The organism is Prosthecodimorpha staleyi (assembly GCF_018729455.1).
GTDB lineage: Bacteria > Pseudomonadota > Alphaproteobacteria > Rhizobiales > Ancalomicrobiaceae > Prosthecodimorpha > Prosthecodimorpha staleyi.
In genome coordinates this window covers 328,684-343,316 of the sequence record NZ_JAHHZF010000005.1, presented here as the reverse complement: position 1 = coordinate 343,316, position 14,633 = coordinate 328,684, and the positions used below count along the sequence as shown (strand labels likewise).

At 70.1% G+C, this 14,633-nt stretch carries 6 protein-coding genes; 2 read left to right on the top strand and 4 right to left on the bottom strand.

The features are described 5' to 3' along the window. Nucleotides 1-66: 66 nt before the first annotated feature. On the top strand, nucleotides 67-1,050 hold the full coding sequence (locus tag KL771_RS12205) for a threonine ammonia-lyase (protein WP_261968829.1): 984 nt from the start codon (nucleotides 67-69) through the stop codon (nucleotides 1,048-1,050). Between the two features lie 154 nt (nucleotides 1,051-1,204). Here KL771_RS12205 and KL771_RS12200 read toward each other — a convergent pair whose 3' ends face one another. Further along, nucleotides 1,205-2,599, bottom strand: a complete 1,395-nt coding sequence (locus KL771_RS12200) for a chemotaxis protein (protein ID WP_261968828.1) — start codon at nucleotides 2,597-2,599, stop codon at nucleotides 1,205-1,207. Nucleotides 2,600-2,732: 133 nt separating this feature from the next. On the opposite strand from KL771_RS12200, the gene KL771_RS12195 reads away from it, so the two are divergent. After that, the gene (locus KL771_RS12195; protein WP_261968827.1) at nucleotides 2,733-3,899 is read left to right on the top strand and encodes an MFS transporter; all 1,167 of its coding nucleotides are present in this window, start codon (nucleotides 2,733-2,735) and stop codon (nucleotides 3,897-3,899) included. On the opposite strand, the gene dgcA is transcribed toward KL771_RS12195, so the two are convergent. From dgcA to KL771_RS12180, 3 genes are all read right to left on the bottom strand, one after another. After that, the gene (dgcA, locus tag KL771_RS12190) at nucleotides 3,869-4,858 is read right to left on the bottom strand and encodes an N-acetyl-D-Glu racemase DgcA (RefSeq protein WP_261968826.1); all 990 of its coding nucleotides are present in this window, start codon (nucleotides 4,856-4,858) and stop codon (nucleotides 3,869-3,871) included. The two genes, KL771_RS12195 and dgcA, sit on opposite strands and share 31 nt — an antisense overlap. Beyond that, nucleotides 4,855-5,865, bottom strand: a complete 1,011-nt coding sequence (dgcN, locus tag KL771_RS12185) for an N-acetyltransferase DgcN (protein WP_261968825.1) — start codon at nucleotides 5,863-5,865, stop codon at nucleotides 4,855-4,857. The genes dgcA and dgcN overlap by 4 nt, the downstream gene beginning before the upstream one ends. Before the next feature lie 391 nt (nucleotides 5,866-6,256). After that, nucleotides 6,257-14,323, bottom strand: a complete 8,067-nt coding sequence (locus KL771_RS12180) for an apolipoprotein A-IV repeat region-like domain-containing protein (protein WP_261968824.1) — start codon at nucleotides 14,321-14,323, stop codon at nucleotides 6,257-6,259. Nucleotides 14,324-14,633: the final 310 nt, after the last annotated feature.

The following is a 14,633-nucleotide window of genomic DNA, read 5'->3' as shown; positions in this document are numbered from 1 at the left end:
GACGCAACGGGTTGCCGCACCGCGCCCCGGCTGGTACCGCTCAGGGCCCCATCCGGAGGATCGGCCATGACGGACCAGGCGCTACCCACCTATGACGACATCCTGGCGGCGGCCGTGCGCATCGAGGGCGAGGCCGTGCGGACGCCGCTCGTCACCTCGCCGGCACTCGACGCGAAGCTCAAGGCGCGCGTCTTCCTGAAGCCGGAATGCCTGCAGCGTACCGGATCCTTCAAGTTTCGCGGCGCCTTCAACGCCGTGTCGCAGATCCCGGCCGAACGGCGCGCGAACGGCGTCGTCGCCTGCTCGTCGGGCAACCATGCCCAGGGCGTGGCGGCCGCCGCGGCCCTGCACGGCCTGCCGGCGACCATCGTGATGCCGTCCGACGCCCCGGCAATCAAGCGCGAGCGCACCGAAGGCTACGGCGCCACGGTGGTCTCCTACGACCGCTCCAGCCAGGATCGCGATGCGCTGACCGAAGCCATCGCGGCCGAGAAGGGGGCCACCCTGGTGCACCCTTACGACAATCGCGACGTGATCGCCGGGCAGGGCACGATCGGGCTCGAAATCGTCGAGGACCTGCGCGCGCGCGGACTGACCCCCGACGTGGTGCTGGTCTGCTGCGGCGGCGGCGGACTGACCGCCGGCGTGGCGCTTGCGGTCAAGACGCTGGTGCCGTCGGCCGCGATCTATCCGGTCGAGCCCGAAGGCTTCGACGATCAGGCCCGGTCCTTTGCGGCCGGCGAAAGGCTGCGCAACACGCGCACCGCCGGCTCGGTCTGCGACGCGCTGCTGACGCCGATGCCGGGCGTGCTGTCCTTCGCGCTGAACAAGCCGCGCATCGCCGAGGGCCTCGTCGTCTCCGATGCCGAAGCCTTGGCGGCGGTCGGCTACGCAGCGCGCGAACTGAAGCTGGTGCTGGAGCCGGGCGGCGCCGTCGCGCTGGCGGCCGCGCTCAGCGGCAAGGTCGATCTCAGCGGCAAGGTGGTCGCCATCGTCCTGTCCGGCGGCAATGTCGATCCGGCCATCCTGGCCGGCGCCGTGGCGGCCTGAAGCCAGGGCGCCGGCCGCAGCCCGGTTCGGCTCGATCAATGGCGATCGCGGGCCGGTCCTTGCGCCCGGATGTCGGCGTCCGGGCCGGGAGGGCGGTTACGCGAAGGGCGTCGCCCGGGTCGTTCTCGTCGGGGCGCTGCGGCCGGCCGGAGGCTCAACCGAAGACGATCAGCTTCTCGGTCGGGGTGAGACGGGCGATCGGATCCTCGTTGCGGACCAGGGCGAAGACCGGCTCGGCGGCCGGCGCGGCCGGCTCGACGTCGATCTCCAGGGCGAAAGCGACATTGCCGAGGGTTGCCGGTGCGGCGATTCGGCTCGGCCGGGGGCGCGGTTCCCGCGCCGCCGCCTCCTCGGCGGCTGCGGCGAAGACGTCCGCGGCCGGCGCGATCCGGTCCGTCGGCTCCTCAGGCGCGCCGGTTTCGTCCGACGGCGCCTCGCCCGGCGGGATCGGCACAGCGAACACATCCGCCGCTGCGAGCAGGCTTGCCTCCGTCGCGGCTTCGGCGGCCGGGTGCCCGTTGGCCGGATACCCGTTGGCCGGATGAGCGGCCATCGGAGGGACCGATCGGGGCAGGGGGGCGCGTGCGAATACGTCGGGCTCGTCGGCACCGACGAATTCGAGTTCGATCGGCACGACGATCATCATGTCGTCGTCGATGGTCGCATAGTCCTGGCGGGAGCCGACCTCGAAATCGGTCGAGGACAGCCGGACCGGCGCCGCCATGGAAGGCTGCCGGTCGTCGAATTCCGCAGCCGGGCCGCAGTCCGCCAAAGGCGCTGCGGTTTCGTCCGCCGGACCTGCCGGCTCCGGCAGGGCGTCGATGGCCATGTCCAGGATGTCGTCGACGGCGGATTGCTCGATGCCCTCGCCGGCGAGGGCCGGCCCGTTGAGAAGATGCGCGTCCGGCCGGAGGTCCCCCGGGCACGGCTCGGCGGACCGGCCGTTGACGGGCATGTCCTCGATATCGCCCATGCCCCAGATCGACATCATCGAGCCGATCCGGCTCTCCAGATAGCGCAGGACCGTGACTACCTTGCGCGTGCGCTGGCCGGTCAGGTCCTGGAACGAGCAGGCGGTGTAGATTTCGGTGGCGTGGCTGTCGAGCCGGTCGCACAGCGCGCCGTCGATGCCGTCCTCGCGCAGCGTCCAGGCGATCTCCTGCACCCGCTCGGTGTTGGACAGGATGGTCTCGGTGGCGTCCTCGGTCTGGCTGACGATGGCATCGAGTTCGTTCGAGGCCTGCGCGAAACGGCCGCCTTCGACCGTCTCCAACTGCATCTGCGCGATCTCGGCCTTCGTGCGCTGGATCGCCTCGGCCATGTCGGCCAGGTCGAGCTTGATCCGGTCGATATCGGGCACCTGCCGGTCGCGCTTGATCACCCGCTCCAGGCGCTCGATCGACGAGACGATGGCGTCGGTATCGGCGGCGCGGTGCCGGCGGGCATATTCGGCCAGAAACCAGCGTCCGCGGGCCGTCTCCATGACGGCATCCTCGATCGCCTGATAGTCTTCGATGGGGAGACCGGTGACTTCTCCGTCGCCTTGCATGCGGTCCGCCGTTCGTGCCGTGCCGCTGGTGTCGTGTTCCGGGCCGCAGCAAAAAAGCCGGAACGAACACGATTCCATATCGACCGAATCTTTCATTCAAGTTTAAGTGCCCGCCCAAGTTCGAGCAATCACAATGACATTCTTATCCCCCGGCGGCCGCATGGGTCTGGCCTATGCGGCAATCTTCGTGACCTTTGGCGTCCACTTGCCGTTCTATCCGGTTCTCTTGAACCATCGCGGCCTGTCCGATACCGAGATCGCCCTGGTGATCGGCATCCCCACGTTGTTCCGGGTCGCCACCTCGCCGATGCTCGGCATCGCCAGCGATCGGGTCCGCGACCGGCGCCTCGCCGTGCTCGCCTATGCGGTCGCCGCTCTGTTGGCCTTTGCCTTCTTTCCTGTCGCCACCGGCTTCTGGACGATCCTTGCGGTCATGATCGTGACCGCCGTCGCCTGGAACGGCGTGCTGCCCGGCGCGGAGGCGATCGCGGTCGGGCTGGTCCGCCGCGACGGCGCCGACTACGGCCGCATGCGGCTGTGGGGCTCGGTCTCGTTCATCGCCGCCACGCTCGCATCCGGCCTCATCGTCGCCCGCACCGATGCCGGCATGGTCTTCTGGCTGCTCGCCGCCGCCTTCGCCCTGCAGGTGGTCGCCGTCGCCGCGCTGCCGGCGGTCGAGACGGCCGCGCCGGCGGAGGGGAAGCCGGCGGTGCGCTTCGCCGATCTTTTCGGCCATCGCGCCCTGATCGCGGTGATGATCGGCACCGCCTGCATCCACGCCTCGCATGCCATGCACAACAGCTTCGCCTCGCTCGCCTGGTCGGCGCAGGGGATGAGCGAGGCGACCATCGGGGTGGTCTGGATCGTCGGCGTGATCGCCGAGATCACGCTGTTCGCCGCCGCCGGCCGGATCGTGGCGCGGGTCAACCCAGTCGCTCTGATCGCCTTCGGCGGGCTGGTCGCGGCGGCGCGCTGGCTGATCTATCCGAGCCTCGCTTCGCCGGTCGCCTGGGGCGCGGTGCAGGCGATGCACGCCTTCTCGTATGGCGCGGTGCATATCGGCACCATGGCCTACCTGACCCGCGCCGCCCTGCCGGGACTGGCCGGCTCCGCGCAGAGCCTGCTCGTCACCTTCAACGGGCTGTTCATGGCGCTGGCGACCTTCGGGTCCGGCGCCCTCTACAAGTCCTACGGCCTCGACGGCTTCCCGGCCATGGCGCTGGTCGCCATGGCGGGGGTCGGCATCGTGACCCTGTTTGCGCGCCGGGCTCAGCCCCAGAGCGCGGGTTCCGGCGGATAGACGGTCGAGCCGTCATAGGTCAGGCCGGGATCGCGGTCGCGGGCGAGCAGCAGCGGCCCGTCGAGATCGACGAAATCGGCGCGCTGGGCGGCCAGGATCGCCGGCGCCATGGCGAGCGAGGTGCCGACCATGCAGCCGACCATCACGGCGAGCCCGGCCCGCTCGGCCGCCGCGACGATCTCCAGGGCGGTGGTCAGGCCGCCGGCCTTGTCGAGCTTGATGTTGACGGCGTCGTAGCGGTCCCTGAGCGCGGCGAGGTCGCCGCTGCCGTGCAGGCTCTCGTCGGCGCAGATCGGTACCCGGCGGGCGATGCCGGCGAGCGCGCCGTCGCGGCCGGCGGGCAGGGGCTGTTCGATCAGCCGGACCCCGGCGGCCTCCGCCGCCGCCAGGTTGTCGGCGAGGTTTGCCGGCGTCCAGGCCTCGTTGGCGTCGACGATCAGCATCGCGTCGGGTGCGCCGGCACGGACCGCGCGGATGCGCTCCGGGTCGCCGTCGCCGCCGAGCTTGACCTTCAAGAGCGGCCGGTGCGCCGCGCCGCGGGCGGCCTCCGCCATGCTGTCCGGCGTGCCGAGGCTCAGCGTATAGGCGGTGACCAGCGGCTTCAGCGCGTCGAGCCCGGCCGCCCGGAAGGCGCGGATGCCGGTCCGCTTCGCCGCCAGATCCCAGAAGGCGCAGTCGACGGCATTGCGCGCCGCGCCGGCCGGCATGACGGCGGCAAGGTCGGCATGGCCGATCCGGCCGGCGGTGATCTCCGGGCCGACCGCCTCGATCGCGGCAACCACGCCCTCGACGGTCTCGCCGTAGCGGGCATAGGGCACGCATTCGCCGCGCCCGGTCGCGCCATCCAGCGTCAGCGTGGCGGTGACGACGACCGCCTCGGTGCGGCTGCCGCGCGAGATGGTGAAGCTGCCGGCGATCGGGAAGCGCTCGACGGCGACGCTCAGATGGGGTCCGGTCATCGCGGCCAGTGCCTTTCGATCTCGTCGACGATCGGCTCCAGCCCGAAGCGGATCGGGTCGCTGGCCGGCAGTCCGTGGGCGTCGGCAGCGGCCGCGATGGTATGCGCCGCGTCGACGTCGTTCAGATGCTCGGTATTGATCGCGATGCCGACGCAGCGGATCGCCGGATTGGTCAGCCGGCCGCAGCGGACGGTCAGGTCGATCACCTCGGCGATGCTCGGCAGCGGATGCTGGACTCCCCGCATGCGCGTCCGGGTCGGCTCGTGGCAGACCACGAAGGCGTCGGGCTGGGCGCCGTGAAGGAGGCCGAGCGAGACGCCGGCAAAGGAGGGATGGAACAGCGAACCCTGGCCCTCGACCAGGTCCCAGTGATCCGGGTCCGCCGCCGGCGCGATCCATTCGACCGCCCCGGAGATGAAATCCGCCACCACCGCGTCGATCGCGACGCCGCGGCCGGAGATGAACACGCCGGTCTGCCCGGTCGCCCGGAAATCGGCCGCATAGCCGCGCGCGCGCATCGCCTTCTCGAGCGCCAGGGCGGTGTATTTCTTGCCGACCGAGCAGTCCGTGCCGACGGTGAGCAGCCTGAGGCCCGGGCGCTTGGTGCCCTTGCCGGTCGGGAAGCGCTCGCTGGTATGGCGCACATCGTGCAACTTGCGGCCGGTCCGCTCCGCCGCGGCCCGGATCTCCGGATCGTCGGCGAGCCGCATGTGCAGGCCGCTGGCCACGTCCAGTCCGGTATGCAGCGCCTCGACGATCGGCACCACCCAGTGATCCGGAAGGACGCCGCCGGCATTGACGGCGCCGACCACCATCGTCCGCACGCCCGCCGCGGCGGCCTCGGCGATGGTCATGTCGGGCAATTTCGCGTCGGCCGCGCAACCGGGAAGGCGGAACTGGCCGAGACACCATTCCGGCCGCCAGTCGACGATGCCGAGCGCGGTCTTGGCGGCGAGCGCGTCGGGCACGTCGCCGAGGAAGAGCAGGTAGGGATGGGCGATTTCCATGACGACCTCGGACAGACAGGCATCTTCGGCAGGCGACCGCATGCGCGGGGCACGCTGTCGGCCGGCGCCGCGGACGGAGGCAGGGTTGCGGCCTCGCGCCACCGGCTGCGGCGCAGGGGCAGGGCCGGCCCTCTCCGCCGCACTGTGCCGCGGTTGGACCGTGCCCGGCAAGGCCGGTTGCACCCGGATGGGCCGATTGCGACCGGGGCGGCCTGTGAGGTTGTGGACGGCGGGAAGCCGCAGCGGCTGCCGCGGGACGGCACGGCTGCGGCGGATCGGGCATGCCCGGGCCGGTGGCGTCGCCGGATCGCCGGGCGGCTGCCGGGAACGAGAAACCCCGGGGGGCTGCCCCGGGGTTTCGGATGGTCTCGGCGATCCCGGTCGGTCGGCCTCAGTCGAGGCGGCCGGCGGCATGGGCCAGCATGGTGTAGACCTTGCCGGTGTCGGAGGTCAGGTAGGAGCGGGACATGATGCCGTCTCCGTCCGTCCTGCCGACCTCGTCCAGGAGCCGTTCGAAATCGTCGCAGTACCGGTCGACCACCGAACGGAAATCCAGGTCGCGGTGATACTTGCGGCGGATCTCGTCGAAGGTCTGCTGGCCCTGCAGGGTATAGAGCCGGCGCGTGAAGACGCTCTTCTCGCCGGCGCGGTGACGATCCCACAGATCCAGGAAGGTGCGGTCGTCGATCGCACGGGCGATGTCGGAGGCGACCTGTCCGAGACCTTCCGCGCCCGCGCCCGAGCCGGCGGCGCGCGGCGCCGACGGAGCAGGGGCCGGGGCTGGGGCAGGGGCAGGGGCAGGGGCTTCGGCCACCGGGTCCGGTGCGGCCGCGTCCTCCTCCTCGTCGCGCGAGGCGCGACGCAGGAGATCGGCGACCCAGCCGCGCGACTGGCCGTCGCGGCTGCGCGGCTCCGGCTCGGCCGGCGGCTGCGGAGCGACGCGGCGCGCCTCGGGCAGCGGGGCGGGCGGAACCCGGGTCGGCTCGGCACGCGGCGTCTCGATGCGCGCCACGGGTTCCGGGCGGATCGGCTCTGCGGCGGGCGTTTCGAGACGGGCGGCCGGCTCGATGGCGCGGACCGGCTCCGGCCGGACCGTCTCGATCCGGCGCGGTTCCGCTTCCCGATAGACCGCGGGCCGTTCGACCACCATGGCCGCAGCCGCGGCCGAAGCGGTGCCGCTGCCGCGCCGCGGCGGTTCGGCGGACGGGCCGGTGACATCGAAGGCGGCGGCCTGGCGGCTGGCGAGACTGGTCAGTTCGTTCAGCGCCTTCAACTGCTCGGTGACGACGCGGCGCAGCGCGGCGGTCGATTCCTCGGTCTCCTTGGGCAGTTCGAACACGCCGCGACGCAGCTCTTCGCGCGTCTTGTCGAGTTCGCCCTGCATCATCCGCGCCGCTTCGCGCATCTTCTCCGCCGCCTCTCCGAAGCGGGCGGTGGTGTCCGACACGGTCCGCGACAGGTCCGCCACCATGGCGTCCTGGATCGACTTCAAGGTCGAGGAGGCCTTGTTGCCTTCCTGATCGGCGGTCGACCGCAGGCTCTCCAACTGGCCGAGCACGGAGCGGATCGCGCCCTCGGTCGAGCCGGTCAGCGAGGCACCGACATCGCGGGCACGCGCTTCGGCCGCCGCGAGGCTCTGGGCGATGGTGCCGGCGAAGGCACGGACCAGTTCGTCGATGGTCTTGGTCTTCTCGGCCAGCGCCTCGTTCATGGCCTCCAGCGTCTGCTGGCGCTCTTCGATCGAGCGGACCAGCCGGTCGTTGGCGCCGCCGACCTCGGTGCCGGCATCGTGCAGGCGGCCAGCGGTCTGGTCGAACTTGGAAGTCAGGTCGACCACGTCCTTCAGCACGCCGGCCGAAACCTCGCGCAGGGTGCCGACTTCGCGGGCGATGGTGGCGGTCGCCACCTGGGTGTCGGAGACGGCCTGTTCCAGCGCGCTCTTCACCTCGCCGCTCTGGCGGTCGAGATTCTGCTCGATCTCGCGCAGGCTCTCGGCGGTCCGGCCCATCACCGACTGCAGCACCATGTTCGACTGGGTCAGCCGCTCCATGATCTCGCCCATCTCGGACCGCAGGCGATCAGAGGCCTCCGAAACCATCCGGGAGGCTTCGACGCCCTGGACCGCGAAGGTCTCGGCCACGTCGCGGCCCTTGCGTTCGAGGGCGTCGAGCAGCAGGTCGCCGGCATGGCCGATCTTGTCGGCGAGATTGGCCGAACGGCTGTCGAGGCCCTTGTAGAGCTGGTCCTGCGCCCCCTGCAGCTTGCCGAAGATGTCGGCCGAGCGGCTGTCGAGCACCTCCGCGATGCCGTCGCGCGCCTGGGTGGTGCGGGCGACCAGCTCGCTCTGCCGGGTCTCCAGCGTGCGTTCGAGCTGGTCGTGCGCACTGGCGAGACTGACCACCAGGTCCGAGGCCCGCTCCTCGACCAGCGAGGCCATTTCGGCCTGACGGGTCTCCAGCGTGCTGGCGAACATGTCGTGGGTATTCGCCAGCCGGCCGATCAGGGCCTCGGTCCGGCTCTCGACCAGGTTGCCGAGCTCGCTGCGGCGGCTTTCCAGTTCGCCGGCGAGGCGGTCATGGGCGGCGGCAAGGCCGGCCAGCAGGCCGCTGGCGCGTTCGTCGAGCGCGGAGGTCAGGGCCGTCTGGCGCTGCTCCAGCGTCCCGGCGAGCAGGTCGTGGGTCGCCGCGAGGCCGGCCAGCAGGCCGCCGGCCTGATCGGAGACCAGTTCGGCGATCTCGCCGCGGCGTGCCTCAAGCACGGTGGCCAGACGCTCGTGCGCCGTCGCAAGAGCCGAAATCAGGCTGCCGGCGCGCTCGTCGATCGCGGCGGTCATGGACGACTTGCGCTGATCGAGCGACTGCGCCAGCCGGTCGTGGGTCGCCTCCAGGCCCGAGAGCAGGCCGCCGGCATGGCCGGAAACCAGATCGGCGATCTCGCTGCGGCGGATTTCGAGGATGCCGGCGAGCCGGTCGTGAGCATTCGCCAGACCGTCGATCAGGCTGTTGGCGCGCGCCTCGATCTCGCCGGCCATGGCCGAGCGGCGTTGATCGAGCGAGCGGGCAAGCATGTCCTGGGTCGCGGCCAGGCTGGACAGCAGGCCGGCGGCCTGGGTCTCGACCAGACCGGCAATGTCGCCCTGCCGGGCTTCCAGGGTGCGGGCGAGCGCATCGTGGGCCGTCGAGAGACCGGCGATCAGGCCGCTGGTCCGCTCGTCGAGCACCGCGGAAATGTCGTTCTGGCGCGCCTCCAGGGTCCGCGCCAGCATGTCGTGGGCGGCCGTGACGCTCGAAATCAGGCCGTTGGTCCGTCCGTCGAGGACGGCGACGATGTCCTGATGGCGCCGGTCGAGCGTGCGGTCGAAGACGTCGTGCGCCGTCGCCAGGGTCGAGGCGAGGTCTTCGGTCCGGGCCTCGACGGTCGAAACGATCGACTTCTCGGCGCTGGCGAAGCGTTCCGCGAGTTCGACCGCCCTGGCGTCGAGCGTCTCGATCAGATGGCCGCCGCGGCCTTCCAGAAGGGCGGAGATCTCGGTCGTGCACTTCTCAAGGTCGACCACCACCGCGGAGGTGCGCGAGATGACCGATTGTTCGAGCCGGGCGGCGACCTCCTCGGTGGTCGCCACCATGGTCCGGCGGGCCTCCTCGGACTTGATCAGCATGCCCTCGGTCGCCTCTCCGACCGAACGCAGCACGATCTGGCGGGCCTTTTCGGTTTCCTGTCCGAGCGTGCTGCCGATCGCCGACATGCGTTCCTGCAGCAGCCGATCGAAGAAGCCGGCTCGTTCGCCGAGGGTTTCGGTCATCTCGGTCACGCGCATGCCGAGCGTCGCGTTGAGCGTCGAAACCTGATCGCTGATCTGGTCCCCGACCTCCTTGGCGCGGCCGACCAGCGAGGTCGAGAGTTCCGCCACGCGGCTGTCGAACACGGTGGAGATGGCGGTGTGACCTTCCACGAAGGTGCGGGCGATGTCGCGCGCCCGGTCCATCAAGGTCTCGCTGATCTGCCGGGCGCGGGTGTCGAGCGCCTCTTCGATCTTCTCGGTGCGGGTGCGGACCGTGTCGTTGAACGCATCGGTGCGCTCGGCGAAGGTCGCCGCCACCCGGTCGACCCGGGCCGCGACGGTCTGCTCGAAGGAGACGGCGCGTTCCTGCAGGATCAGGCCGACCTCGTCCGCCTTGCGGTCGAGCGAGGTGCCGAAATGGGCGAGCTTGCCGTCGAGGGCCGCCGACAGGCTGGAGGTGCGGCTCTCGATCGTCTCGGCCAACTCGTCGGTGCGGCTCTGCAGCGCGTCGACCAGAGCGACGGTCTTGCGGGTCAGCGTCTCGTCGACGAGACCGAGGCGCCGCTCGAGCAGGTCGCGCATCTGTTCGGAGCGCTGGCCGAGCGTCTCGACCACCTGCACGGCGCGCACGCCGACGATTTCGTCGATGGCGGCGATGCGCTCGGAGAGGCCGGTCGTGATCTCCTGGCCCTGGCTGGCGAGCCGGCCGAGGAAGTCGCCGCCGGTCGCGTTCATCCGGTCGGTGACGAGATCGCCCTGCGCGGCGACGAGGCGGGCGACCTCCGAGCCGGCCTTGGCCAGGCGTTCGGCCAGTTCGCCGGTGCGGGTGGAGATGTCGCCCGAGACCACGTCCAGGCTGGCATGCAGGCGGTCGCGGAAATCCGCAGCGCGCGAACCGATGATCTGGTCCAGGGTGCGCCCGGCCGCGAGCACGGCGTCCTCCAACTCGGCGCCGCGCATGACGATGGATTCGCGGATGCGGTCGCTGGTGGCGTCGAGCCGGTCGGCGAGGACGTCGCCGTTGGTCAGGATGGTGGTGTTCAGCCGGCCGATCGCATCGTCCAAGGCGCGGTTCAGGTCGCCGCCGCGGATTGCGATGATCTCGGCGATCTGCATGCCGGCCGTATCGAGCCGTTCGGTGATCTCCGAGCCGCGCAGGCTGAGATCGACGACCAGCGACTGGCCCGTGCCCTTCAGGGCCTCGTTGACTTCGCTGCCGCGCGACACGATCGCCTCGACGATCTTGGTGCCGGTGGCGTTGATGGTATCCGACACCTCGCGCGAGTGGCCGACGAAGAGCTGGTTGAGCTCTTCCGTGGCGCGCGACAGCGTATCGGAGACTTCCGTGCCGCGGGTCGCGATCATCGAGACGATCTCGTTGCCGGTCCGCGACAGGGTCTGGTCGATCACCGAGGCGTGCGACAGCAGGCCCTCGTTGACCTCCTGGCCGCGGGTCAGGATCGTGTCGGTGATCAGCGTGCCGGTCGAAGCCAGCGTCTCGGTCAGGTTCGTGCCGGTCTGCGTCAGGGTTCCGATCAGGCCCTCGCCGGTCGCCGACAGGGTCCCGATCAGGTTGTCGCCGGTCGAGGCGAGCGTCCGGGTCAGATCGCCGCCGGTCCGCGCCAGCGTGTTGGTCAGGTCGGTCCCGGTGCGCGACAGCGAGTGGTTCAGCGACGTGCCGGTCTCGGTCAGCGATCCGATCAGCGTGTCGCCGGTGCGGTTCAGCGTGTCGTTGAGAGCAGTCGAGCGCTCGGTCAGCGTGTCGATCAGCGTATCGCCGGTGCGGCTGAGCGTGTCGTTGAGGGTGGTCGAACGCTCGGTCAGGGTGTCGATCAGCGTATCGCCGGTGCGGCTGAGCGTGTCGTTGAGGGTGGTCGAACGCTCGGTCAGCGTGTCGATCAGCGTGTCGCCGGTGCGGCTCAGCGTGTCGTTGAGGGTCGTCGTGCGCTCGGTCAGGGTCGCGATCAGCGTCCCGCCGGTGTGGCTCAGGGTGTCGTTGAGGGTGGTCGAGCGCTCGGTCAGCGTGGCCAGCAGATGGCTGCCGGTGCTGCTCAAGGCCTCGGTCAGGGACGAGCCGGTCTCGGTCAGCGAGCTGATCAGCGTGTCGCCGGTGCGGTTCAGCGTGTCGTTGAGGGTGGTCGAGCGCTCGGTCAGCGTATCGATCAGCGAGAAGCCGGTGCGCTGGAAGGTGTCGTTCAGCTCGCCCGAACGATCCGTCAGGGTCCCGATCAGGGTGGCGCCGGTCGACGACAGGGCCTCGCTCACCGAGGCGGAGCGCTCGAGCATGGACTCGATCAGCTGATCGGCGGCCGCCGACAGCGAATCGGTGATGAAGCGGCTGCGATCGGCGAGCGACTCGACGACCGTGTCGCCGGTGCGCGCAAGGCTTTCGGTGACGGCGATGCTGCGCTCGCTCAGGGTGTCGATCAGGTTGGCGGCGGTCGAGGACAGGATCTGCGCGACCGAATCCGCCCGTTCGGTGATCGTGTCGATTAGCGAGGCGCCGGTATAGGACAGATTGTCGGTGACCGAGCGGCTGCGCTCGGTCAGGGTGTCGATCAGCGTATCGCCGGTGCGGCTGAGCGTTTCGTTGAGATGGGTCGAGCGTTCGGTCAGCGTCTCGATCAGCGTGTCGCCGGTGCGGCTGAGCGTCTCGTTGAGATGGGTCGAGCGCGAGGTCAGCGTGTCGATCAGCGTGCCGCCGGTCGACGACAGCGCCTCGGTGACCGCCTGGCTGCGTTCGGTCAGCGTCTCGATCAGGGTCGCGCCTGTGCGGCTGAGCGTCTCGTTGAGCGCGCTCGAGCGCTCGGTCAGCGTCTCGATGAGGGTCGAACCGGTGATCGAGATGTTGTCGACGACGGCGCGGCTGCGGTCGTTCAGGGTGTCGATAAGCGTCGAGCCGGTATCGCGCAGGGTCTCGTTGACCACCGTGGAGCGCTCGGTCAGCGTCTCGATCAGCGTCGTGCCGGTGGTCTGGAACTGGTCGGTGAAGAAGCCGCTGCGCTCGTTCAGCGTGTCGATCATCGTCGCGCCGGTCTGCGCCAGCCGGTCGATGACCGAGGCGCCGGTGCGTTCCAGGGTCTCGTTCACGCTGGTCGAGCGTTCGGTCAGGGTGTCGATCAGCGCCGTGCCGGTGGTCGCGAAGGCATCGGTGACGTAGCTGGCACGGTCGGTCACCGTCTCGACCAGGGTCGAGGTGGTGCGGTGCAGCGCCTCGGTGACCATGTCGGTCCGGCTGGACAGGGTCTGGACCACGTCGGTGCTCATCCGGCCGACCGATTCGGTCAGATCGGCGCTCTGGCGCGAGAAGGTCTCGACCAGTTCGTTGCCGGTCCGGGTCAGCTTGTCGGAGATGTCGCTGCCCTTCATCGACAGGGTGTCGGCGACGATCTGGCCGGCGGTGGCGATCCGATCGGCCACTTCCTCGCCGACATTGGCAAACTGATCGGTGACCTCGCGGGTGGTCACGACCAGACGGTCGACAACCTGGGAGCCGCGGTTGGCGATCGAGTTGATCAGGTTCTCGGACGAGACGTCGATGCGGGTGGCGATCTCGACGCCGCGCTCCATCAGGGTGGAGCTTAGATGGCCGGTGGCATCCGAGACGGCATCGGTGACGCGGGAATGGATCTGGGCCAGATCGGCGGCCAGCGTCTCGTGGGCGCCGACCATCACGGCCCGCACCCGCTCCGCGTTGTTGGTGATCGCCTCGCGCTGGTTGACCAGTTCCTCGATCAGGCTGCGGATCTTGAGTTCGTTCTCGCCGTAGGCCCGCTCGAGCGAGGAGACCTCGTTGTGGACGAGCACTTCCAGCTCGCTCGCCCGCGCCACGGCCCGATCGAGACCGTCGCCGACCGCGGCCATCTCGCGGCGGATAGCCTGGCCGAGGGAGACCAGCGAATCCTTGGCGAGCGCCTCCGGCTCGGCCAGCCGCAGCGCCACTTCGGTCATGGTGCGCGAGGCGATGCGCATCTCCTGGCCGCGGCGGGCGACCACGGCGAAGACCCAGAATGCGATCACCGGCAGCAGGGTGGCGGCGAGCGACCACAGCGTTTCCGGCAGCGTCGCGCTGCGCAGGAAGCCGCCGAAGCTGGTCATGATCAGCACGGTGACCAGGCCAAGCCAGACGATCGAGGCGATCAGCGCGATCCACAGCGGCGTCTGCGAGGGCTTCTGGCCGAAGCGGTGGATGAGGTTGCCGACCGACTGGCGGTCGTCATTGGCCGGCGGGCGCGGGGAGGGGCGGGTCTCGGACGTGCGCGCCTCGGTCGGGCGCGGGGCGTCCGCGGCCCGTGCCGGTTCGGCGGCGGCGGACGGAGCCGCGGTATGGGGCGCCGGTGCCGCGGCGGCGGCGGACGGCATCCGGGTTGCGGCGGTACGCTCGGTCGCGGCCGGGGACGGCGGCGGCGCCTCGACGATCGCGGTCAGTTCCTCTTCAGGCGGCAGGGAATCCAGCGGGGAGCGCGCGCCGGTCGGGCGCGTGACCATGCGCTTGGTGACGGTCGGCTTGCGCTCGGGACGGGGTGGGGCGGCGGAGGCCGCGGGCGGAGCATCGATCGGCGTCGAGGTGGCGGGAGGCGAATCCTCCGGGCCGCCGAAATCCAGCTTCAGGGCTTCCTCGACGGCCGAAAGGGCGGCCTCGGCAGGATCCATCTGCTTGTTTTGATTGGTCGCCATCGTGATCTACTGCCTCGCGTCCGTACTCGGTACCCTCTGTCGGTCGCCGCCTCCATGGCCTTGGAGACTGACGACCGATCCCGCGTCGCTTCATGCACGACGTCGTATTCACCGGACAAGGCTTTGAAGAAACGGGGAATACCCCGATTCTCAAGCCTCCTCGTAAGTTGCCGCACCTTGATGGTAATATGTCATTAACGAAGTTGGAACCATTGGCGGGGGTTTTCCCTCATCATCGTTAACGGGGGCGGCCATGCCCAGGGGCAACCGGATTGATCCATTGCATTCCTTGAAAAAGCAGAAAGATGGC

Excerpts from the sequence above, each read along its gene's own strand:
- KL771_RS12205 (WP_261968829.1), top strand. The coding sequence starts at position 67 with ATGACGGACCAGGCGCTACCCACCTATGACGACATCCTGGCGGCGGCC.
- KL771_RS12200 (WP_261968828.1), bottom strand. The coding sequence starts at position 2,599 with ATGCAAGGCGACGGAGAAGTCACCGGTCTCCCCATCGAAGACTATCAG.
- KL771_RS12195 (WP_261968827.1), top strand. The coding sequence starts at position 2,733 with ATGACATTCTTATCCCCCGGCGGCCGCATGGGTCTGGCCTATGCGGCA.
- dgcA (WP_261968826.1), bottom strand. The coding sequence starts at position 4,858 with ATGACCGGACCCCATCTGAGCGTCGCCGTCGAGCGCTTCCCGATCGCC.
- dgcN (WP_261968825.1), bottom strand. The coding sequence starts at position 5,865 with ATGGAAATCGCCCATCCCTACCTGCTCTTCCTCGGCGACGTGCCCGAC.
- KL771_RS12180 (WP_261968824.1), bottom strand. The coding sequence starts at position 14,323 with ATGGCGACCAATCAAAACAAGCAGATGGATCCTGCCGAGGCCGCCCTT.